The sequence below is a fragment of the Ideonella sp. genome (assembly GCF_041918995.1).
In the GTDB taxonomy this organism is placed as follows: Bacteria; Pseudomonadota; Gammaproteobacteria; order Burkholderiales; family Burkholderiaceae_C; genus Ideonella.
Map to the genome: position 1 here is coordinate 1 of NZ_JAYRUN010000002.1, position 20,260 is coordinate 20,260.

Annotated in this window: 17 protein-coding genes; 5 read left to right on the forward strand and 12 right to left on the reverse strand. The window is 74.4% G+C overall.

Going from position 1 to position 20,260, the window contains the following annotated elements; translation table 11 throughout:
* Window positions 1-347 precede the first annotated feature (347 nt).
* Window positions 348-2,282: a DUF1631 family protein gene (locus tag ACE3UN_RS01775; RefSeq protein ID WP_374673190.1), complete on the forward strand. Its 1,935-nt coding sequence runs from the start codon at window positions 348-350 to the stop codon at window positions 2,280-2,282.
* A 9-nt stretch (window positions 2,283-2,291) separates the two neighbouring features.
* Here ACE3UN_RS01775 and ACE3UN_RS01780 read toward each other — a convergent pair whose 3' ends face one another.
* Window positions 2,292-2,708 carry a PilZ domain-containing protein gene (locus ACE3UN_RS01780; protein WP_374673191.1) on the reverse strand — a complete coding sequence of 139 codons (417 nt, stop codon included), beginning with the start codon at window positions 2,706-2,708 and terminating at the stop codon, window positions 2,292-2,294.
* A gap of 197 nt (window positions 2,709-2,905) precedes the next feature.
* Between ACE3UN_RS01780 and ACE3UN_RS01785 the strand changes: the two genes are divergently transcribed.
* Window positions 2,906-4,867, forward strand: coding sequence for a GspE/PulE family protein (locus ACE3UN_RS01785; protein ID WP_374673192.1), 1,962 nt, complete (start codon window positions 2,906-2,908; stop codon window positions 4,865-4,867).
* Window positions 4,868-4,882: 15 nt separating this feature from the next.
* Here the strand turns inward: ACE3UN_RS01785 and ACE3UN_RS01790 are convergent, their stop codons facing one another.
* From ACE3UN_RS01790 to ACE3UN_RS01815, 6 genes are all read right to left on the reverse strand, one after another.
* Window positions 4,883-5,704 (reverse strand): class I SAM-dependent methyltransferase, encoded by an 822-nt coding sequence (locus tag ACE3UN_RS01790; RefSeq protein ID WP_374673193.1) that lies wholly within the window; start codon window positions 5,702-5,704, stop codon window positions 4,883-4,885.
* Between the two features lie 115 nt (window positions 5,705-5,819).
* Complete coding sequence (locus tag ACE3UN_RS01795; RefSeq protein WP_374673194.1) at window positions 5,820-6,341, reverse strand: DUF2231 domain-containing protein; 522 nt, start codon at window positions 6,339-6,341, stop codon at window positions 5,820-5,822.
* A 67-nt stretch (window positions 6,342-6,408) separates the two neighbouring features.
* Window positions 6,409-6,792, reverse strand: a complete 384-nt coding sequence (locus ACE3UN_RS01800) for a hypothetical protein (RefSeq protein ID WP_374673195.1) — start codon at window positions 6,790-6,792, stop codon at window positions 6,409-6,411.
* A 121-nt stretch (window positions 6,793-6,913) separates the two neighbouring features.
* The gene (locus ACE3UN_RS01805) at window positions 6,914-7,603 is read right to left on the reverse strand and encodes a glutathione S-transferase (protein WP_374673196.1); all 690 of its coding nucleotides are present in this window, start codon (window positions 7,601-7,603) and stop codon (window positions 6,914-6,916) included.
* A gap of 2 nt (window positions 7,604-7,605) precedes the next feature.
* Entirely contained in the window at window positions 7,606-9,093 is a 1,488-nt protein-coding gene (locus tag ACE3UN_RS01810; RefSeq protein WP_374673197.1) for a diguanylate cyclase domain-containing protein, read from the reverse strand.
* Window positions 9,090-10,412: a TIGR03862 family flavoprotein gene (locus tag ACE3UN_RS01815; protein WP_374673198.1), complete on the reverse strand. Its 1,323-nt coding sequence runs from the start codon at window positions 10,410-10,412 to the stop codon at window positions 9,090-9,092. The genes ACE3UN_RS01810 and ACE3UN_RS01815 overlap by 4 nt, the downstream gene beginning before the upstream one ends.
* A gap of 116 nt (window positions 10,413-10,528) precedes the next feature.
* Between ACE3UN_RS01815 and ACE3UN_RS01820 the strand changes: the two genes are divergently transcribed.
* Together ACE3UN_RS01820 and ACE3UN_RS01825 are read left to right on the forward strand one after the other, a co-directional pair.
* On the forward strand, window positions 10,529-11,464 hold the full coding sequence (locus ACE3UN_RS01820) for a response regulator (RefSeq protein ID WP_374673199.1): 936 nt from the start codon (window positions 10,529-10,531) through the stop codon (window positions 11,462-11,464).
* Window positions 11,465-11,486: 22 nt separating this feature from the next.
* A complete protein-coding gene (locus tag ACE3UN_RS01825; RefSeq protein WP_374673200.1) occupies window positions 11,487-12,389 on the forward strand; it encodes a hypothetical protein in 903 nt (300 codons plus the stop codon).
* 30 nt (window positions 12,390-12,419) lie between these two features.
* On the opposite strand, the gene ACE3UN_RS01830 is transcribed toward ACE3UN_RS01825, so the two are convergent.
* From ACE3UN_RS01830 to ACE3UN_RS01840, 3 genes are read right to left on the reverse strand one after another with little or no spacing between them, the layout of a single operon-like run.
* A complete protein-coding gene (locus ACE3UN_RS01830) occupies window positions 12,420-13,649 on the reverse strand; it encodes a diguanylate cyclase (protein ID WP_374673201.1) in 1,230 nt (409 codons plus the stop codon).
* A gap of 5 nt (window positions 13,650-13,654) precedes the next feature.
* On the reverse strand, window positions 13,655-16,330 hold the full coding sequence (locus ACE3UN_RS01835; protein WP_374673202.1) for a PAS domain S-box protein: 2,676 nt from the start codon (window positions 16,328-16,330) through the stop codon (window positions 13,655-13,657).
* A 49-nt stretch (window positions 16,331-16,379) separates the two neighbouring features.
* A complete protein-coding gene (locus ACE3UN_RS01840) occupies window positions 16,380-17,309 on the reverse strand; it encodes a recombination-associated protein RdgC (RefSeq protein WP_374673203.1) in 930 nt (309 codons plus the stop codon).
* A 276-nt stretch (window positions 17,310-17,585) separates the two neighbouring features.
* Between ACE3UN_RS01840 and ACE3UN_RS01845 the strand changes: the two genes are divergently transcribed.
* Entirely contained in the window at window positions 17,586-18,302 is a 717-nt protein-coding gene (locus ACE3UN_RS01845) for a hypothetical protein (RefSeq protein WP_374673204.1), read from the forward strand.
* Window positions 18,303-18,311: 9 nt separating this feature from the next.
* Here ACE3UN_RS01845 and fahA read toward each other — a convergent pair whose 3' ends face one another.
* Both fahA and ACE3UN_RS01855 read right to left on the reverse strand, forming a co-directional pair.
* On the reverse strand, window positions 18,312-19,613 hold the full coding sequence (fahA, locus tag ACE3UN_RS01850) for a fumarylacetoacetase (RefSeq protein WP_374673205.1): 1,302 nt from the start codon (window positions 19,611-19,613) through the stop codon (window positions 18,312-18,314).
* On the reverse strand, window positions 19,610-20,164 hold the full coding sequence (locus ACE3UN_RS01855; protein ID WP_374673206.1) for a VOC family protein: 555 nt from the start codon (window positions 20,162-20,164) through the stop codon (window positions 19,610-19,612). Before ACE3UN_RS01855 ends, fahA begins: the two co-directional genes overlap by 4 nt.
* Window positions 20,165-20,260 lie beyond the last annotated feature (96 nt).

Here is a 20,260-nt window from a genome sequence, read left to right on the forward strand (position 1 = left end):
AGCACCCCCGCCGCGATGCCGGCGCGGCACGCACGGGCCGGCGTCCGGCCGCGGGGCGGGGTGTCGGGCAGCGGCGCGGTGGCGGCCGGTGCGGTGTCGTCTCGTGCGGCCATGTCGGCGCATCCCTCGGATGGTGTGCTTCGGCCGCGGCCCGGTGCCGCGGCCCGCGGCGGCGCCCCATGCTGCGCCCGGTCCCGGCGCCGTCCCACCCCACGACCGCGGGAGGGGCCCTCCCCAGGCCCGGGACGGCGGCTGGCGAGGCCGGGCACGCCTGGTGCCTGCCCCCAGCCGCACGTGCCGCGCCGCCGGCGGCGACAATCGGCGGCGCAAGGAGCTCCCCGAGCGACATGTCCGCAGTACCCCCCTCCCCGCCCGGCACGCTGTTCCAGCGCTACCTCGCGCATTGCCGCGCCGACGCCCAGCTCGTGCTCGACCAGGTCTGCCGCGAGGCCGCCGCACCGGCCGCGGGCGCCGCCATCTGGGTGACGCCCGCGCAGCGCCAGGCCCGGCAGCTCCTGCCCGGCCTGGCCGCCGAGTGGGCCGAGCAGGCGGCCCGGCCGCCGGAGCCGCCCCGCCCCACCACCGCCCCCGCGCCCTTCGTGGCCACCGACTTTGGCGTGCCCACCGGGCTGGCCCTGATGTCCGACGACGACGTGGACGAGGACATCGAATCCACCCGCGTGGTGCAGACGGTCGAGAGCAGCGCGGAGTGGCATCTGCGGGACCTGCGCGCCCGCCTGGCCGGGGCCCCCGAGGCGGCCGGCTGGTCGGGCGACGAGCCGGTGCCGCTCGCCCCCGCGCGCCTGGTGGGCGCCTTGTGTGCGGTGCTGCACGCGCGGCCCATCGACGCGCCGGTGCGCCTGGCCGCCCTGCGCCTGGTGGCCACGCCCCTGGGACACGTGCTGCCTGCGCTGTACCAGCGCCATGTGCAGCTGCTGGAGGAATGGGGCGTGCAGCCGGCGCGCTACGCCATCCGCCGGGAGCCCGACACCCGCGGCGCGCCGCGACGCGCCGATCCGTCCGCCCCGGCGGGTACCGACGCCGCGCCGCCGGCCGGGCTGGGTGCGGCAGCCGGCCGCATCCCGGCCCTGCTGGCCCATGTGGCGTCACAGGCCGGGCTGAACACCGAGATGCAGGGCCTGATGACGCGCCTGGCTGGCCCGGTGGCGCGCAGCGTGGCCGCCGATCCCTCGCTGCTGGACTCGGTGGACAACCCCCTGTGGCGGCTGATCGACCGGCTGGCGGCCATCGGCCAGCTGGACACCGACGCCGCGCGCAGCCCCTTCCAGCTGCCGCTGCACCTGCGGCTGGAGCCCATCATCGCGTCGCTCGAGGCCGCGCGGGGCGCCGTGCCCGCCGCGCGCTATGCGCAGGCGCTGGCGGCGGCCGAGGCCGAGGCCGGCACCGTGGCCGACAGCACGCGCCCGATCGCGGGCGACCCCACCGCGCCCTCGCCGCTGCAATCGGCCCCCTGGGCGCCTGCCACCACCGGGCTGAGCGAGCCGCTGGTGGCGGCGGCCGAGCGCCGGCGCGAGCTGGAGCCCCTGGTGCGCGGCCAGATGGTCGACCGCCTGCGCGACACGGTGGTGGTGCCCGAGGTCAAGCAGTTCCTGCTCGGCCCCTGGCTGGGCGTGGTGCTCGAGGCCGTGGTGCGGCATGGCGAGGAAGCCACCGAGGCGCAGCGGGTGCTGGGCGCGGTGGAGCACTTCATCGACGCGGGCCACCTGCAGCGCCACGCGCCGCTGACGCCCGCCGAGCTCGATTGCCTGCGCCTGGAAGCCGAGGACGGCCTGCACGCCCACTCGGCGCTGCCCGGCGCGAAGATCCAGCAGCATGCGCGCGAGCTGCGCGCCGCGCTGGCGGTGTGGCCGCGCGAGGCCGTGCTGGACGCCGGCTGGGCTCCCGCGCCACCCCCCATGGCGCCGTCCGCCCCCGGCGACGAACTGGCCCTGCCGCGCCACGACGAGCTGGCCACGGTGCCGGCCGCGCTGGACGCACTGAACCCCGACGAGCGCGCCCTGCGGGCGTCCGACGCCTGGTTGGACGGCCTGGCCGTGGGCGACATCTGCCGCATCCAGCGCCAGGGCCAGTGGGCCACGCTGCGGCTGAACTGGCGGGGCGAAGGGGGCAGCTACTTCGCCTTCGGCAACTCGGCCGGCGTGGCCTTCTGCGTGAGCCGCCGGGTGCTGGGCCGGCTGCGGCTGGAGGGCCTGGCCACCACCATGGCGCGCGGCCAGTGGGTGCGCCGGGCGATGGACACCCTGCCCGCGTCGCGCGACTGACGCCGCAGGTCAGTGCATGGGCGGGAAGTCCGCCGCATGCCGCTCGATCCACTCGGCGGCGGCCTCCTCGGCGCCGAGCTCCCGCCCCTCGGTGCGCCGCACGGACCGGCGGTAGTCCTCGATGGCGCACACCTGCGCCACCATGCGCGCCCGGAAGGCGTCCTCCGCGTCGAGGAAACGCACCCCCAGCTCGTAGCCGCTGACGACATGCGGCCGGCACCAGGCCACCTGCGCCTGGGCGCGGAACGGCGGGTCGACGCTGTCGATGCACACGTCGATGTCGCGCCCCGCCGGCACGGCGCAGCTGCAGCGGAAGGCGAGCCCGCCCTCGCCGATGTCGTGGGTGTGGTACGCCCCGGGCGTCTCGCCCGGGGTGAAGCCCACCCGCACCGGGACGTCGATGGCATGCCGGATGAATTGCCGCATGGTGCCCCCGCCTGTGCGCAGAAGCAGCCAGCATACGCACCCGCGGGCCGGCTGCCTACCGGCGGGGCGCCTGTCCCCATGGCTTGCGTTGGGTCAAGCCGGATCGCCAGCGGCGCGCCGCGCCGCCCCCGGGGGCAGGCAGGATCGAGACATTCGCCCTGTGGCCACCGCGGTTTTCGGCCGATAGAGCGATCAGCATGCCCACCGACGCCCCCCCTTCCCTCACCTGCCCCGACGCCGCCGACACCGGCCTCGGCGCCCCGCCCGCCACCCTGGCCGCCCTGCGGCAGCGGCTGTCCGGCCACCAGAGCCCGCGCGCGCGCCACCTGGGCGAGGCCATGGTGCAGCGCGGCCTGGTGGACGCCGCCACCCTCGGCGCCGTGCTGCGCCAGCAGGCGACGCTGCAGCCGCACCGCCTGATCGGCCAGATGCTGGTGGAGCGCGGCGCGGTCACGCCCGCGCAGCTGGACCGCGTGCTGGCCGAGTGGCTGGGCGTGCCCACGGTGGACCTCGCCCAGCTGGAGCCCGAGCCCGAGGCGCTGGCCAAGGTGCCCGCCGGCCTGGCGCTGCGCGAGACGGTGCTGCCGCTCATGCAGCACGGCGAGTCCCTGGTGGTGGCCGTGCCCGACCCCTGGGACCACACGCTGCTGGACGAGCTGCGCTTCGTGTGCGACCGGCCCGTGACCCCCGTGCTGGCGCTGCCCGGCACCCTGGCGCCGGCGGTGGCGCGCGCCTATGCCTCGGGCCATGCCGCGGCACTGGGCGTGGCGCCGGCGGCCGCCCATGCGCCCCCGGCCGCGCCGGCCGCCGCCGGACGGGCGTTCGCCCAGCGCGACGTGCATGCGCTCGTGGCGGAGCTGGCCACCCACGAGGCCGCCCCGGGCGGGCCGGATTCCAGCGTGGTCTCGGAGGCCGACAACACCCTGGTGCGCCTGGTCAACACGGTGATCGCCGACGCGATCCGCCTGCGCGCGTCGGACATCCACATCGAGACCGGCGACAACGGCCGGCCGACGTGGATCCGCCTGCGGGTGGACGGCGACCTCATGCCCTACCTGGAGCTGCCCGCGCCGTGGCGCTTCGCCATCGTCGCGCGGCTGAAGATCATGGCGGAGCTGGACATCGCCGAGCACCGCAAGCCGCAGGACGGCAAGATCGACTTCGCGCGCTTCGGCGGTGACTCGGTGGAGCTGCGCATGGTCACCGTGCCCACCCTCCACGGCATGGAGGACGTCGTGCTGCGGCTGCTGTCGGGCCTGAAGCCGCTGCCGCTGGACGCCATCGGCCTGGCCGAAGGCAACCTGGCGACGCTGCGGCGCCTGGCCGCCAAGCCGTACGGGCTGATCCTGGTGTGCGGCCCCACGGGCTGCGGCAAGACCACCACGCTGCACTCCATCATGCGCGAGCTGAACACGGCCAAGCGCAAGATCTGGACGGCCGAGGACCCGGTGGAGATCACCCAGGAGGGCCTGCGCCAGGTGCAGGTGAACCCGCGCATCGGCTGGGATTTCGCCGCCGCCATGCGCACCTTCCTGCGGGCCGACCCGGACGTGATCATGATCGGCGAGATGCGCGACGAGGAGACCGCGCGCATCGCCGTCGAGGCCTCGCTGACCGGCCACCTGGTGCTGTCCACGCTGCACACCAACTCGGCGCCGGAGAGCGTGACGCGGCTGCTGGAGATCGGCCTGGACCCGTTCATGTTCTCGGATTCGCTGCTGGGCATCCTGGCGCAGCGCCTGGTGCGCCGCCTGTGCGTGCACTGTCGCCAGCCCGTGGCCCTGGACGCGCCCCAGGAGCTGGAACTGGCGCGCCAGTTCCTGGCCAGCGGCCGCAGCCAGCCGGTGCCCGGCGACGCCGAGGCCCTCGTGCGGCGCTGGCGCACCCGCCACGCCCCGGCGGGCGGCCGGCTGCAGCTGTGGCGTGCCGTGGGCTGTCCGGCCTGCGAGGGCCACGGCTACCGCGGCCGCCTCGGCCTGCACGAGCTGATGACGGCCGACGACGCGGTCCGCGGCCTGGTGCGCCACCGCGCCAGCGCGGCCGAGCTGCAGTCGGCCGCCCTGGCCGGCGGCATGGTCACGCTGCGCCAGGACGGCATCGAGAAGGCCCTGGCCGGCCTCACCGACCTGGCCGAGACGCTGGCCGCCAGCAACGGCTGAGCGCCGGCGGGCGCCTCAGCCCGCAGGCACCGGCGGCACCCGGCCCCGCACCGCCCAGGCCACCGCCGCATACGAGCGGGGGCCGTCGGGCTGGCCGGCCAGGTAGGCCCGGCGCAGCGCCGCTTCCAGCGTGCGCCGCGTGGTGTCGTCGAGGCCGCCCACGTACTCGGCGATGGGGCCCTCGCGGCCCAGGAAGGGCTGCCACCAGTCGTCGAACTGGGAGAACTCCATGCGGATGAGCAGCTGCGTGGCCTGCACGTCCAGCAGGCCGGCCCGGTGCCACGCCGCTTCCAGCTCGCCCGGGCGGGTCATGGGCCGGGCGTAGTTGCGGGCGCGGCGCGCCTCCGCGTCCGGGTCGACCATGGCCGCCGTGTCGAAGAAGATGCGGTTGACGACGTAGCCGCCGCTGGCATCCCACACCGCCGCCGCCACCACGCCGCCGGCGCGGCAGACGCGCCGCATCTCGGCCACGGCGCGCGCCGGATCGGGCACGAAGTGCAGCATGAGCAGCGACAGCACGTGGTCGAACGAGCCGTCCGGGAGATCGAGATCGCAGGCGTCGTCCACCCTGAACTCGGCTGCCCCGCCCAGGCGGCTGCGCGCCATCTCGACGTAGGGCCCGGACAGGTCGACGCCGACGATCCGCGCGCGGGGCACGGCACCCGACAGCGCCTCGGCCAGCACGCCGGTGCCGCAGCCCAGGTCCAGGATGCGCGCGTCGGGCGGAATGCCCGCGAAGTCGATGAACGCCGGCGCCAGGCGACGGCTCCAGCGACCCATCATCGATTCATAGTCTTCGGCGTGGTGGGCGGAGAACGTCGAGCTGGCGGCGGTCATGGGGGCGCTCCTTCGTGCGGAGCGCCACTCTGGCGCAGCGGAGCGGTCCCGCACCAGCCCTAGGACCACCGGTGGCCGCGGGGCGACCGGCGTGCCGCGGCGGCGGTGCTGCTGCTCAGCGCGGCACGCGCGACGGGCCGGCGGGCCCCTCACGCACCGGCTCGGCCGGTCCGTCCAGCGAGCTGCGGGCGTTCAGGTGCGCGTGCGGGGACACGCCCACGCCGAGGCGGTCGACCAGCTCGCCGCCCAGCCAGGCCGTGACCAGCGCCAGGCCGGCGCCGGCGAAGGACAGCACCCAGGCCAGCGTGGGCGGCTGGGCCTCCTGGCCGGCGCGCAGCCACCAGCTGGCGGCGAACAGCAGCAGCACCACCACGTTGCCACCGCCGTGCATGGCACCGATGGCCTTGGCGCGCGTGCCCTTGGGGATGGCGAGCCAGTCGATGGTGCCCCACGGCGCGGCGATGAGCCCGCCCACCAGCCCGGCGGCGATGAGCGCATGGGCCACGGTGGCCGCCGAGGGGCTGCCGCCGATTAGGTGGATGAGATCGAAGACGACCGAAGTCGCGAGCAGACCGAGCGGGAAGACGATGAGCATCTGATGCAACGGATGCCCGAACACCCGAACCTTGCTTTCCATGGCCACTCCCGTGCGATTGAGGATGGCCTGTCAGGGCAAGGCACGCGCCCAGCCGGCGCACCCGGCGTCACATCGGCGTCGGGTTGCCCGCCATGCGGTCGTAGCGCAGGAACCACTGGCGGGCCATGGCGACCAGCTGCTTGTCGCTCGGGTGGTCCACCACCTCCCAGCCGACGACGCGGCGGGCCGTCTGCGGGCGGTGCTTCTCGGCGTAGTGGCGGAACGCCTCGAGCCCGGTCTTCGGGCCCACGGCCAGGACCTCCACGATGCCCTCCAGCTCGTCGCACAGCGCGCCGAAGAACTCATGCTCGGTGCGCACGCCGCTGCCGTGCTGCGCGGTGTGGTGGGTGGCCGCCTTGACCTTGCTGGCCTCGACGTGCTCGGTGTCGAAGCGCAGGACCTGGGCGTGGTGGTGGTCGGTCCAGACCACGGCGTGTTGGGTGGTGCTCATGTGACGGTGACGTGTTCGTTGTGAATGGATGGAAGGCAACGTCGCTCCCCTGTCCATGGTGCGTCGATCACGCCGGCGCGCCTTGACCTCCGTCAACCGCCCCGCAGGGCGCGGCGCGCCCTCAGCTCGCCGCCGGCACCCGGGCATAGTCGTACGGACCGCCGCGCTGCAGCGCCCGGTGGTAGGCCGGGCGGGCGTGGATGCGCTCCAGGTAACGCATCAGGTGCGGCCGGCTGGCATCGAGCCCTGCGCGCTGCGAGGCCGCCTCCAGCGGGAAGCTCATCTGGATGTCCGCCGCGCTGAACTCGTCGCCCGCGAACCAGGGCCGGGTGGCCAGCTCGGCCTCCATGAAATCCAGCTGCTGGGTGATGTTGGGCATGACGAACCCCTGCAGCACCTTGCCGGCGATGGCGCGCGCCACCGGCCTGGCGAAGAAGGGCATGGGCGCGCCGAGCACCTTGTCGAAGACGAGCTTCATCAGCAGCGGCGGCATGGCCGAGCCCTCGGCGAAGTGCAGCCAGTAGGTGAAGCGCAGGGCCTCCGGCGTGCCGGCCGGCGGGCGCAGCCGCCCGCCGCCATGACGCTCGAGCAGGTACTCGATGATCGCGCCCGACTCGGCCACCACCGTGTCGCCGTCGGTCAGCACCGGGGACTTGCCCAGCGGGTGCACGGCCTTCAGCGCCGCGGGCGCCAGCAGGGTCTGCCGATCGCGCTGGTAGTGGCGGATCTCGTAGGGCAGCTCCAGCTCCTCGAGCAGCCACAGCACGCGCTGCGAGCGGGAGTTGTTCAGGTGGTGGACGACGAGGCTCATGTTCACTCCTTCCGGCGGTCGAACTGGGCGTTGGCGTGGAACGCCTTCTTCTGCACGTACATCTGCGCGTCGGCCCGGTGCAGCGCGGCCTCCAGGCGCTCGCCGGGCTGGGCGAAGGCGATGCCCACCGCGAAGCGCACCGGGTCGCCACTGTGGAACTGGTTGTTCAGCTCCACCAGTTCCTGCAGGGTGGCCATGAGCTGCTCCACCGCGGCCTCGTCGGCGCCCGGCAGCAGCAGGGCGAACTCGTCGCCGCCGATGCGGGCCGCCGTGCCCGGCGCGGGCACCGCCTTGCCCAGCACCTCGCCCATGCGGCGCAGCAGGGCGTCGCCGGCGCGGTGGCCGCGTTCGTCGTTGACCTGCTTCAGGCCGTTGAGGTCGATCACCACCAGGGCCAGCGGCTGCACCTGCTTGCGTTCCAGGCGGTTCAGCTCGTCGTCGAAGTACGAGCGGTTGCGCAGCTTGGTGAGCGCATCGTGCTTGCCCAGGAACTCGAGATAGGCCTCGGCGCGCTTGCGCGCCGTGATGTCGGTCAGCGACACCTGCACCTGCGACCAGTCGTGCTCGTGGCCGGGCAGCACCGCGAACTGCAGGTGCACGTGCAGCGGTTCGCCGTCGAGCGCGTAGTTCACGGTCTCCCGCTGCTGGTGCAGCCGGCCATGCCACAGTTCGATGAGTTGCTCGGTGAAGGGCCGGCGCATCTCGTCGCGGAAGATGTCGGACAGCCGCCGCAGCAGCGTGGGCTTGTCCGGCGCGCGGAACAGCGTGAGCGTCTGGCGGTTGACGTCGACCACGCGGATCTCCGCCATGCAACGGTCCACGAACTCCGGGTGCACGTCGGTGAACACGCGGAAATCGTCGATGCCCTGCGCCCGCACCTCGTCGAGCAGGCGCTTCACGGCGGAGAAATCCTCCACCCACAGCGACACCGGCGAATGCTCGAACAGGCCCTGTGCATACCGCTCGCTGCGGCGCAGGCGCTCCAGCGCCTGTTCGCGCGCGCTCACGTCCTCCAGGGAGAGCAGCACCTTGTGCCAGGTGGTCTCGTGGCCGGGCAGCACGCGGACCTGCAGCTCCACGTCCAGCCGGCGGCCGTCGAGCGTGTAGTTGACCGTGCGGCTGCCGTAGCTGGTGGCGCCGTTCCACAGCTGCACCAGCTCCTCCACATGGTGGGCCAGCATGTCGTCGCGGAAGATGCGCGACAGGTTCTGCTCCAGCGTGGCCTGGTCCGGCGCGCCGAACAGCTCCAGCGTGCGCCGGTTCACCTTGAGCAGCCGGATGCCCTGGGTGCACTCGGCCACCCGGCCGCGGTCGGCGAGCAGGTGTGCGCGCAGGTCCGTCACGCCGTCCTGGCGCCAGCGGGCGAAGACCTGCGCCACGCCGGAGAAATCCTCCAGCCACAGCGACACCGGTGCCAGGTCGAACATGCGCGCGTCGTCCTCGGCCGAGGGGGCGGGGGTGGGGGCAGGGGCGGAAGGCGAGGCATTCATCGTGCGGTGCGCAGTGCGGACGCAACGTCCAGGTGCAGGGTATGGCACAGGCCGGCCGCCGCGACGCGGCCGGTCGCGAAGCAGGCGGTGAGCAGGTAGCCCCCCGTGGGGGCCTCCCAGTCCAGCATCTCGCCCGCGAAGGCGATGCGGGGGTCGGCCTGCCAGCGCAGGTGGCCATCCAGGCCCTCCAGCCGCACGCCGCCCGCGGTGCTGATGGCCTCGTCCACCGGGCGGGGCTCGCGCAGCGTGATGGGCACCGCCTTGATGCGGGCGGCCAGCGCGACCGGGCTCGCCGCCAGCGCGGCCCAGGTGGCCGCGTCGGTGCCCTCGCGCAGCAGGGCCGCCTTGGCCCCGTGCAGGCCGGCCTGCTCGCGCAGGTGGTTGGCCAGCGAGCGGGCACCGCGGCCGCGCGCCAGCGCCCGCGCCAGGTCGTCTTCCGCGCGGTCGGGCAGCAGGTCCAGGACCAGCGCCGCCTGTCCCGTGGACGAGATCATGTCGCGCAGCGCCGCCGAGGCTGCATAGACCAGGCTGCCCTCCAGGCCGGTGGCGGTCAGCACACACTCACCCTTGCGTTCGAAGCGCTGGCCCTGGGCGTCGGCGAAGCGCAGCGCCACGCCCTTGAGCGGCGCACCGGCATGGCGCTCGGCCAGGTGGGCGCTCCAGCCCACGTCGAAACCGCAGTTGGCGGGCTGCAGCGGGGCCACCGGCACCCCCGCCTGGGACAGCGGCGCCGCCCAGCGGCCGTCCGAGCCCAGCCGGGGCCAGCTCGCGCCGCCCAGGGCGAGCAGCAGGGCGTCCGGTGCCACGGCGTGTTCGCCCGTGGGCGTGTCGAAGCGCAGCGCCAGCGGCGCCCCGGGCGCCGGCAGCGCCGGCAGCACCGGCTGCCAGCGGTGCCGCATGTGCAGCCGCACCCCCGCCGCCCGCAGGCGATGCAGCCAGGCGCGCAGCAGCGGCGCCGCCTTCATTTCCTGGGGGAACACGCGGCCCGAGCTGCCCACGAAGGTGGGCACCCCCAGGCCGGCCGCCCAGTCGCGCAGGGCCTGCGGCCCGAAGGCGGCCAGCCAGTCGGCGGCCTCGCGCTGGCGGCCGCCATAGCGGGTGACGAAGGCGTCCAGCGGCTCGCTGTGCGTCAGGTTCAACCCGCCCTTGCCCGCCAGCAGGAACTTGCGCCCGGCCGAGGGCATGGCGTCGAACACGTCCACCTGCGCGCCGGCCGCGGCCAGCACCTCGGCGGCCATCAGGCCCGCAGGGCCGGCACCGACGATGGCCACCCGAGGGGGCCGCGGGGAGGAAGAAGAAGAGGCGGGCACGGTCGTCATGGGGGCCGCCAGTCTATGCCCTCCTGCCGTCCCGGCATGCCGCGGATTCAAGACGTCAGCGCGGGCGCCGATAACCGCTATGGGTTCCTTGCCCCGTGCGGGGCCCGCTGCCGCCCATGCCACCGACTGCCTCCCTTGCCGCCCCTGCCGCTGCCACCGCGTCCGCCACCCGGCGCGTGCTGGTCGTGGACGACAGCCGCGCCATGCAGGCCATCCTGCGGCGGGCGCTGCAGCATCCGTCCCTGGGCGGCACCGTCATCGAGACCGCCGCGTCGGGCGACGAGGCGCTGGCCGCCGTGGAGCGGGCCGAGCCGGCCCTGCTGGTGTCGGACTGGCACATGCCGGGCATGACCGGCATCGAGCTGCTGCAGACGCTGCGCCAGCTGGGCCACCAGCTGCCCGTGGGCTTCGTCACCACCGAAACCACCCCGGCCCTGCTCGAACAGGCCAGCACCAACGGCGCCGCCTTCATCCTGCACAAGCCCTTCGACGACGAGGTGCTGCGCGGCGCCGTGGCCGCGGCCCTGGGCCTGGGCCAAGACGGGACCGCGACGGCACCGGCCGCACCGGACCGCGAGGCGGCCGCGCGCTCGATGCGCCTGGCCGTGCAGGCCTGGATGTCCGGCGTGCCGTTCCGGCTGGTGCCGGGCGATCGCTTCGGCAGCGCCCGGCTGTCGGGCCAGAACCTGCTGGCGCTGTACACGCCGGCCAGCGGCGGCGCGGTGAGTGCGCTGGCGGTGGCCGACCTGCCCGCGCTGTGCATGCTGGGCGCGGGCGCGCTGTCCGCGGACCCGCGGGACGTCCGGCGTGCCATCCAGGAGGGCCAGGCGCCGGTGGCCTTCGTGGAGAGCGCCTCCGCGTTCTTCGCCGGGCTGGCGGACCGCGTGCCGGCGCAGCTGGGCACCGGGCCGGTGGCGTTCAAGGCCGCCAACCTGGCGGGGCGCACCATGGCCCGCCTGCCCCAGACCCTGGACCAGGCCACGGTGCGCGCGGACTACCGCCTGTCCGTGCCCGGCTACGGCGACGGCCACGTCGCCCTGCTGCAGCCCTGAGCCGCCCTGAGGGAATCCCCCCATGAGCTGGGTCGACCTGGGCATCGTCTCCGTCGTGGTGTGCAACCTGCTGCTGCTCGGGCTGTGCACCTTCATGGCCTGGCGCATGGTCGGCTACGTGCGTGACAGCCAGGCCGACCTGGGCGCGCTGTCCGGCAGCCTGAAGGCCCATGCCGGGCGGCTGAACCGCAGCGCCGACGACGCCCTGTCCACCTTCGCCGACCTGAAGCGCGAGCTGGCTCGCCTGGCCGATGCCGCCCGCCAGGGTGCGGCCGGGGGCGGCCGGGCGGGCGGCCGCCCGTCGGACCCCTACCAGCAATGGGCCGCGCGCGACCCCAAGGCACTGAACCGGCTGGTCGGCCGCCAGGGCGAGATGCTCAGCGAGGTGGCGCGTGTCGATGCCGCCCAGTTCGAGCAGTGGCGGCGCGGCAAGCAGGCCGAGCTGGAGCAGCTGCTGCAGCAGCACGGCCATGTGCAGGCGCAGTTCGAGCAGCTGCAGCAGGCGCATGACGCGGCCGTGCAGCGGCTGCGGGAGCAGGAGCTGCGCGCCCGCCAGGCAGAACAGTCCGCCGGCGAGGCGGCCCGCCTGCAGGGCGAGCTGGAGGCCGTGCGGGCGCGCCTGCACGCGGCCGAGGCGCGTGCCTTCGCCGCCGAGCAGCTGGCCGCCGCGGCCGAGGACGCCGGCGCGGCCGAGCACCAGGACGGCAGCGGCGGCGAGCCCGCCGCCGGCGACACGGCAGCCGCGCCGCGGGTGAAGGAACTGGCCGGTCGCCTGGCCGAGGCCGAGGCCGACCGCCAGCGCCTGCGGCGCCAGCTGCAGCAGCTGCAGGACCAGCACAAGCGCACGCTGACGGAAAAGGACTTCATCGAGGACCGCTTCCTCGCCATGGAGGCCGAGCGGCCGGCCGAGGCGGCCGCCGCCTGAGCCCGGGGCCGGCGGCCGGCCCCGGCCGCGTCAGGCGGGCTGGGACGCCACCTGGCCCGCCACCAGCCCCGCCACCAGCCCCGCCACCACCACCCGGTTGCGCCCACCTCGCTTGGCGTCCAGCAGCGCATGGTCCGCGTCGCGCAGCACCCGCTCGAAGGCCGCCAGGGGCGTCTCGCTGCCCACCACGCCGGCGCCCGCCGCGCAGCCGGCCGACAAGGTGAAGTGCAGCGGCCCGCCCCCGGCGTGGCGCACGGCCTGGGCCTCCGCGCCTGCGCGCACACGCTCGGCCAGGGCGGCCGCATCCGCCAGCGGGCAGCCGGGCAGCCACAGGCAGAACTCCTCGCCGCCGTAGCGGCCCACCGCGTCGTCCAGGCGCACCGCGTTCTGCAGCAGGCGCCCAAGGCTGGCCAGCACGGCGTCCCCGGCCTGGTGGCCATGGCCGTCGTTAAGCCGCTTGAAGTGGTCCACGTCGATCATCACCACCGCGAAGCCGGCGTGCGGTGCGCGCGACAGCGCCTCGCCCACCTGTTCGAACAGGGCACGGCGCGTGAGCACCCCGGTGAGGCCGTCCCGCCGCAGGGCCGCCACCACCTCGCGGCGGTGGCGGTCGTGCACCAGCGTGTGCAGGGCGAGGCTGCCGGCCACTGCGTACAGCGCCCCCACCCCGAACAGCGCCCAGCTCGACGGCGACGTGCCCGCCGGCGCGAGCGAGGCCTGGTCGGCGGTGAGCGCCAGCCCGGCGCGCAGCCAGAACAGCGTGCCCAGCACCGCCGCCACCAGCGCCGCCAGCCAGGTGACCGCCGTGCTGCCGCTGCGTGGCTGCCGCGTCAGCAGCCAGGCCGTGCCCATGAACAGCACGCCCACCGCCGCCGAGTACACGCTGAGCGCCGGGCCATAGGGCACCGCCCCGGCCATGCACAGGGCCAGGGCCGCCACCGCCACGGCCATGAGCACGCGCGCCAGCCGCGACGGACGTTCGTCCACGACCCGGCGGAAGGCGTCGTCGCCTTTGAGCACGCAGGCGGCCACCAGCGAATTGGCGACCAGGAAGTCGAGCACGCCGATCTGCGGCCCGCGCAGCAGCAGGCCCAGGATGCCGCCGCCCAGGAAGAACATGGACCCGCACCAGGCGCGCGCCGGCGCCGCCTGCTCGGGCAGGCCGCGCGCGGTGACGTGCGAGAAGGCCGCCAGCATCCACGCCAGCACGGCGATGGACACCATCAGGGTGAACAGGTCCAGCCCGCGACCGGCCGCCATGGCCGTCATGCCGCGCGACCGCCGGCCGCGCCGTCGGCGCCCGGCTCGGCCACCTGGCCGCGCCCGCCGGCCTTGGCGCGGTAGAGCATGGCGTCGGCCTGCTCCAGCGCCTGCTCCCACGGCGTGTCCGCCGGCCGCCAGAACGCCACGCCCACGCTGGCGCCGATGCGCGCCTGCCTGCCGTCGGGCAGGACGAAGGGCAGGCCGGCCGCCTCGACGATCTTGTCGGCCACGCCGCGCGCATGCACCGGTTCACGCACCCGATCCAGCACCACCAGGAACTCGTCGCCGCCCAGCCGGGCGACGGTGTCGGTGGGCCGGACCAGGTCGCGCAGGCGGCCGGCGAACTGCCGCAGCAGCAGGTCGCCGGTGGCGTGGCCGTGCAGGTCGTTCACGGCCTTGAAGCGGTCCAGGTCGACGAACAGCAGCGCCACGGCGCCGGTCTCCTGGCCCGCGGCCGCGCTGTCGCGGGCCCGCTGCGCGCGCGCCGCCAGGGCATGGTCGAGCCCATGTCGGTTGAGCACGCCGGTCAGCGCGTCGGTGTCCGCCAGGGTGCGCAGGCGCTGCTGCTCGGCGCGGGTGGCGGAGATGTCCGAGGCCACCGACACGAATCCCTCCACCCTGGCCCCGGCATCCAGCAAGGGAATGAGCTCGATCTGGGCGTGGCGCTCTCCCCCGGGCAGGCTCAGCGCGCGTTCGAACTGCACCCGCTCACCGGCCAGCGCCCGCTCGACCCACGGCCGCCGCGCCTCGGCCTCGTCGGCGCCGAAGATGTGCGCCAGGTCCTGGCCCAGCAGCGCATGGCGCGGGCGCCCCATCTTGGTCTCGAAGGCCTGGTTGACGAACAGGCAGCGCTGCCCGCGGTCGAACACCGAGATGGCCACCGACAGCCCCTCGGTCACCGCGCGCAGCACGGCCTCGCCCCGGTGCAGAGCCTGCTGCACCTCGCGCTCGGCCGTGATGTCGCGCAGGATGGCCGAGAAGTACTCGGGCCGGCCCCGGGCGTCGCGGTGCGCGATGACCAGGTGGCTCGCCCGCAGCTCGCGCCCCGCGGCGTCGCGCAGCACGGTCTCGCCACTCCAGGTGCCCTTCTGCAGGGCCACGGGCAGGATCTCCACCGCGTGGCGCGCCACGGTCTCCGGCGGCAGCAGGGCCAGCACGTTCATGCCCGTGAGCGGCGCGTCGGCCGGCAGCCCCAGCACGCGCCGGGCCGCCGGATTGGCGAAGGTCAGGCCGCCGTGCAGGTCGGTCTGCACCACGTAGTCGGTGGTCGCGTCGAAGATGGTGGCCAGCGTGCGCAGGGCGCGTTCGCCCTCGATGCGGTCGGTGATGTCGGCCACGGTGCCCACATGGCCCTGCAGCATGCCGGCCACCATCAGCGGCGCGCTGCGCACCACCACCACGATTTCCCGCCCGTCGGCGCGGCGCAGGTGGCGGGTCAGGCGCACCCCCACGGGCTCGTTCATGGCCCGCCGCCAGCCATCGCGCGCCGCGGGTCGGTCCGCCTCCGGCAGCAGGGAGATCCAGCCCTCTGTCGCCTGCTCGCGGTGCTCGAAGCCATGGATGCGCAGGTAGGCCTCGTTCACGTAGCCCAGGCGGCCATCCAGCCCGGCGCGGAACAGCCCGAGCGGCGAGGTATCCGCCACGCCGGCCAGCTCAGCCCGCTGCGCCAGCAGCTGGCGCATCAGGGCGTCGAACTCGCGGGCGAGCCGTCCCCGCTCGTCCTGGGCGCGGGTGTCGATGGGCACGCGCTCGTCCGGTGATTCGCGCTGGCGGCGCATCGCCTGCCACAGCGTGTCCAGGGGCCGCATGAGCCAGCCCACGCCGGCGCTGACGGCCAGCGCGGTGGCGATGCCCGACAGCGCCAGGGCCAGCCACAGCGCATGCCGCGAGCGCAGCAGCGGCGCGTGCGCCTCGTCCGCCGGCAGCACGATGCGCAGCTCCCACGGCACGGCGCGCAGCGCCCGGCGGGTGACGAAGTCGGCGCGGGCGTCGGTGTCGTCGAGCGTGGTGATCGGCTCCGCCGGCCGCATGAGCCGATCGGGGTCGGGGTGCATGACGAACACCGGCACGCGCCCGCGGGTGACCAGCTCCACCCGGCCGGCGTGGCCCACCCGGGTGCGCCCCAGCGTGCCCAGCAGGGTGTCGCGGGGCAGCTCCAGCCCGCCGCCCAGCGCGCCGACGAAGCGCTGGCGTGCGTCGAACAGCGGCACCAGCATGCGCACGATCGGTGCGCCGTTGGCGCGCGACAGCAGCGGCTCGGAGATGACCGGCTGCCCGGTGACGCGGGCCTGGCGGAAGTGGTCGCGGTCGCCGACGTGGAACTGGTGGGCCGCCGGCGGCTCGTTGGCCAGTACCAGGCCGTCGGCCTGCGCCAGCAGCAGGCTGTCGAAGGGGGGCCGCAAGGCCTGCCGGGCCAGCGCCCGCCCGGCCGCCGGTGCGTCGGCCAGGGCCGCTTCGTCGATGGACCGCGCGGCCTGCACCAGCATGCGCCGGTGGGTCTCGATGCGCTCGTCGATGGCCGCCGCCAGCGCGTCGGCCAGGGCGTCCTGCTGCTGGCGCAGCAGCGCGGTGTGCCCGCGGGCCTGCTGCTCCACCAGCCAGCCGCCGGCCAGGGAAACCGAAGCCAGCACCACCAGCGTGGTGACCAGCGCGGCCTTGGCTTTGAGCGTGAGGTTCATCGGCGAGGAAGACCCAGCATAGCGGCCGGACGGGCCGGCGGCCAGTCCGTCACGTCACCGGTTGTTCGCCGTCCAGCGCCTCGACCAGGTCGGGGATGAGCTGGCGCAGTTCGCCGGTGGCGATCGCCACGTCGGCATCGAAACCCTCGTCGGCGTCGCGCGGCTTGCCGTGCTCGGCGATGCCGTCGTCCACGCTGAGCTTCTTGACCTGCAGGGTGTCGGTGAGCACGAAGCTGACCCGGCCCTTCCACGTCAGCGCCAGCCGGGTGGGCTGCTTGCCCGCGGCCTGCACGTGGGCGCGCACCTCCTCCGTGTCCAGCGGGTGGCGGGCGTAGCGCACCACCGACTTCATCTCGTCGGTGGACTTCAGTTCGCACTCGCGGTCCACGCTGAAGCCGGCGGGGCCTTCGCCCTCCACCAGCCAGGCGGCCATGGCGGTCGCCGGTGCCGTCTGCGTCTGCAGCAGCCGCAGCGACAGGCCGGGCAGGGCCTGCACCAGCAGGCTGGCGGCGTCCTCGGCCCGGCGGGCGCTCCCCGCGTCCACCATCAGCAGGCCGGCCCGCGGATCGATCCACACCAGCGACGACGCCTGCTTGGTGAAGGCCTGCGGCAGCAGCGCCAGCACGGCCTCCTCCTTCAGTTCCTTCGTCTGGCGCTTGCCCGGCTTGCGCCCGGTGGCGGCCTCGGCCTGGCGCGCCAACTCCTCGACACGGCGCTTGACGACCGCCCCCGGCAGCACCTTCTGCTCCACCATGAGGCGCAGCACCCATTGGCCGCCCACGGATTCGACCAGGGGCGCCTGCGCATCGCGCCCGGGCTCCCCGCGGCGCGGCGGCACCCAGCCGCTGGACACCGGCTGCGTCGCCCCGCAGGGCAGGAAGCGGCCGGCCTGCAGCGCGGTCTCCACCTCGGTGAGGTCGGGCTCCCACGGCACGCCATTTGCCCCCGTGGCGCGGTAGATCACGAGGTTCTTGAACATCAAGCCGGCCACATGGCCCCCTTCCAACCCGTCAGATTCACGTCATGCCCTCCTGCGGCCCCCTTGCGTCGCCCCTGCGTCGCCCTTGCGTCGCCCTGGCGGCCATCCTGCGCGCGCTGGCGCTAGGGGCAGCCGCCGAACCGTCCATTGTCGGTCAGGCCGGCTCGCCGGACCGGTTCGCCCCCCGGATTTCCCGCGTCAGCCCCATAAGAAGGTTAGGTTGCCGCTACACTCCCGGGCTCGGGGAGGTTCATCCAGTTGTACCGAGGAATCTCAATGAAGTACCGTGATGTGGTGATCTTCAGCGGCCACGCCTTCAAGGTGCCGCAGAACATCCAAAGAATCGATCACCTGGCCACGCACGGCTGGCAGCTGCGCTACGGCGGCACCAAGCTGTTCTCGGACCACACCACCGACGGCAGTGGTGCCGCGGCGGCGCTGGAAGCCGCCACCAAGGAACTGGTGCGCCGCATCGCGACCTTGCCGGCGCCGTCGCGCCTGCAGCAGCGGCCCAACCACAACAAGTCCAGCGACCTGCCCGTGGGTATCTCCGGTCCCATCGTGCGGCAGCGCCGCGGCGGGCGCGTGCGCGATTGCAGCCTGGCGGTGCTGCTGCCCCGCTTCGGCGAATCGGCCAAGCGGGTGAACGTGTACATCGGCACCGAGAACACCTACACGCCCGAGCGCTTCGAGCAGGCGCTGCAACGGGCCGTGGCCCTGCGCGAGGCGGCGGTGGACGCCTACCAGAAGGCCTCGACCCGCGCGATGCGGGTGGCCGGCAAGGAGCTGAAGGACACCCTGCGGTCCGGCCCGGTTCCCGCCAAGGCGACGAAGGCGGTCAAGGCCGCCACGGCCACGGCAAAGGCCCCGGCCAAGGCCCCCGCAAAGGCCGCGACCAAGGCGAGCACGAAGTTGGCGCCCAAGGCGGCGCCGAAGGTGCTGGCCAAGGGGGCCGTGAAGGCGCCCGCTCGGCGCGCCGCATCGGCGCGCTGAGCACCTCCGTCAGGGGGCCGACGACCGCGCCGGCAGCACCTGGGCGCGGCACTCGCCCAGGCCGATGCGGCGCTGCCCCGGCCGCTCGCACCAGCCCTTGAGCACGACCGTGTCGCCGTCCTCCAGGAAGCTGCGCTGCTCCCCGTTGCTGAGGGTGAGCGGCTGCCTGCCGCCGGCCGACAGCTCCAGCAGCGAGCCGCCCTGCTCGGGCGCCGGGCCGCTGAGCGTGCCACTGCCCAGCAGGTCGCCCGGCTGCAGGTTGCAGCCGTTGACGGTGTGGTGCGTGACCAGCTGGGCCAGGGTCCAGTAGGCGTCGGCGTAGTTGGAGGTGGACAGCCGGTCGCCCGCGTGGCCGGCCGCGCGCATGGCGGCCGTCTGCAGCCACACCTCGAGCGTGATGTCGATGGCGCCGTGGCTGCGGTTGTGCGGGCTGTCCAGGTACGGCAGGGGCGCCGGGTCGCCCTCGGGCCGCTGGAAGGGCCGGCGGAACGGGGCCAGGGCCTCCAGTGTCACGACCCACGGGGACACGGTGCTCGCGAAGTTCTTGGCCAGGAACGGGCCCAGCGGCTGGTACTCCCAGCCCTGGATGTCGCGTGCGCTCCAGTCGTTGAACAGCGCGATGCCGAAGACATGGTCCTCGGCCTGCGTGATGGGCACCGGCTCGCCCAGCGCATTGCCCGGCCCCACGAAGATCGCCAGCTCGAGCTCGTAGTCCAGGCGGCGCGACGGCCCGACGTGCGGCGGCGCGTCCGGCGCGGCGGTGGGCGGTCGCGTCTGCCCGCAGGGCCGGTGAAAGGCCTGGCCGCTGGGCAGCACCGAGGAGGCGCGGCCGTGGTAGCCGATGGGCACCCACTTGTAGTTGGGCAGCAGCGGGTTGTCCGGGCGGAACTGCCGGCCCACGGTGGTGGCGTGGTGGATGCTGGTGTAGAAGTCGGTGTAGTCGCCGATGCGGCAGGGCAGGCCCAGTTCTACCTGCGCCAGGGGGTGCAGCGCGGCGGACCACTCGGCCTGCTCCGCCGAGCCGGTGCGCAGCCCCTGCGACAGGCGCCGGCGCAGCGCACGGCGCTCGGCCGCGGGCAGCGCCATCAGCGCATTCATGTCGTCGTGGTCCAGCAGGCCGGCGGCACGCAGGTCCAGCGCCTGGTCGCCGATGGCCACGCCGATGCGCCAGGTGGCGTCGGGCGCCGGCCGGAAGCGGCCGAAGGGCAGGTTCTGCACGGGGAAGTCGGCATGCTCGCCGTTGGCCGACTCGACCCAGCTGGTGAGGGCGGCGTCCAGCGTGTCGTCCGCGCTCAGGTCGGGCCGGCTCATGCCGAGCCCTCCATGCCGTCGAACTCCTTGGCGTGCAGGAAGGCCGCGTGGCGCGGCGCGCGGCGCGTCTTCGACCACTCCTCCAGCATGTCCCACTTCACGGCGTCGAGCTCGCGCAGCTGGCGCTCTTCCTCCGGGTCCGGGCAGGCCAGCTCGACGCGGTGGCCGTTGGGGTCGAAGAAGTAGATGGAGTGGAAGATGCCGTGGTCGGTGACACCCAGCACGTCCACGCCCTCGGCCTCGAGGTGGTCCTTGAAGGCCAGCAGCTCGTCGCGGTCCTTCACCTTGAAGGCGATGTGCTGCACCCACTCCGGCGTGTTGGGGTCACGCCCCATGGGCGGCTGGGTGGGCAGCTCGAAGAAGGCCAGCACGTTGCCCTGGCCGGCATCGAGGAACACGTGCATGTACGGGTCCGGCGCCTTGGTGGAGGGCACATGGTCCTCGGCGATGGCCAGCACGAAGTCCATCTTCAGCATGCGCTGGTACCACAGGACCGTTTCCTTCGCGTCCTTGCAGCGGTAGGCGACGTGGTGAATCCGCTCGATCTTCATGTCTGCCCCTCGTCCGATGGGTACATCGGCCGGTCCCCCCTGGGGACGCGGCCCGGCTTGGGAGCGGCCCGGCGCCCGGTCCGCTGCCCGGTGGTG

Coding starts and splice junctions, on each gene's coding strand:
- ACE3UN_RS01775 (WP_374673190.1), top strand. CDS start 348: ATGTCCGCAGTACCCCCCTCCCCGCCCGGCACGCTGTTCCAGCGCTAC.
- ACE3UN_RS01780 (WP_374673191.1), bottom strand. CDS start 2,708: ATGCGGCAATTCATCCGGCATGCCATCGACGTCCCGGTGCGGGTGGGC.
- ACE3UN_RS01785 (WP_374673192.1), top strand. CDS start 2,906: ATGCCCACCGACGCCCCCCCTTCCCTCACCTGCCCCGACGCCGCCGAC.
- ACE3UN_RS01790 (WP_374673193.1), bottom strand. CDS start 5,704: ATGACCGCCGCCAGCTCGACGTTCTCCGCCCACCACGCCGAAGACTAT.
- ACE3UN_RS01795 (WP_374673194.1), bottom strand. CDS start 6,341: ATGGAAAGCAAGGTTCGGGTGTTCGGGCATCCGTTGCATCAGATGCTC.
- ACE3UN_RS01800 (WP_374673195.1), bottom strand. CDS start 6,792: ATGAGCACCACCCAACACGCCGTGGTCTGGACCGACCACCACCACGCC.
- ACE3UN_RS01805 (WP_374673196.1), bottom strand. CDS start 7,603: ATGAGCCTCGTCGTCCACCACCTGAACAACTCCCGCTCGCAGCGCGTG.
- ACE3UN_RS01810 (WP_374673197.1), bottom strand. CDS start 9,093: ATGAATGCCTCGCCTTCCGCCCCTGCCCCCACCCCCGCCCCCTCGGCC.
- ACE3UN_RS01815 (WP_374673198.1), bottom strand. CDS start 10,412: ATGACGACCGTGCCCGCCTCTTCTTCTTCCTCCCCGCGGCCCCCTCGG.
- ACE3UN_RS01820 (WP_374673199.1), top strand. CDS start 10,529: ATGCCACCGACTGCCTCCCTTGCCGCCCCTGCCGCTGCCACCGCGTCC.
- ACE3UN_RS01825 (WP_374673200.1), top strand. CDS start 11,487: ATGAGCTGGGTCGACCTGGGCATCGTCTCCGTCGTGGTGTGCAACCTG.
- ACE3UN_RS01830 (WP_374673201.1), bottom strand. CDS start 13,649: ATGGCGGCCGGTCGCGGGCTGGACCTGTTCACCCTGATGGTGTCCATC.
- ACE3UN_RS01835 (WP_374673202.1), bottom strand. CDS start 16,330: ATGAACCTCACGCTCAAAGCCAAGGCCGCGCTGGTCACCACGCTGGTG.
- ACE3UN_RS01840 (WP_374673203.1), bottom strand. CDS start 17,309: ATGTTCAAGAACCTCGTGATCTACCGCGCCACGGGGGCAAATGGCGTG.
- ACE3UN_RS01845 (WP_374673204.1), top strand. CDS start 17,586: ATGAAGTACCGTGATGTGGTGATCTTCAGCGGCCACGCCTTCAAGGTG.
- fahA (WP_374673205.1), bottom strand. CDS start 19,613: ATGAGCCGGCCCGACCTGAGCGCGGACGACACGCTGGACGCCGCCCTC.
- ACE3UN_RS01855 (WP_374673206.1), bottom strand. CDS start 20,164: ATGAAGATCGAGCGGATTCACCACGTCGCCTACCGCTGCAAGGACGCG.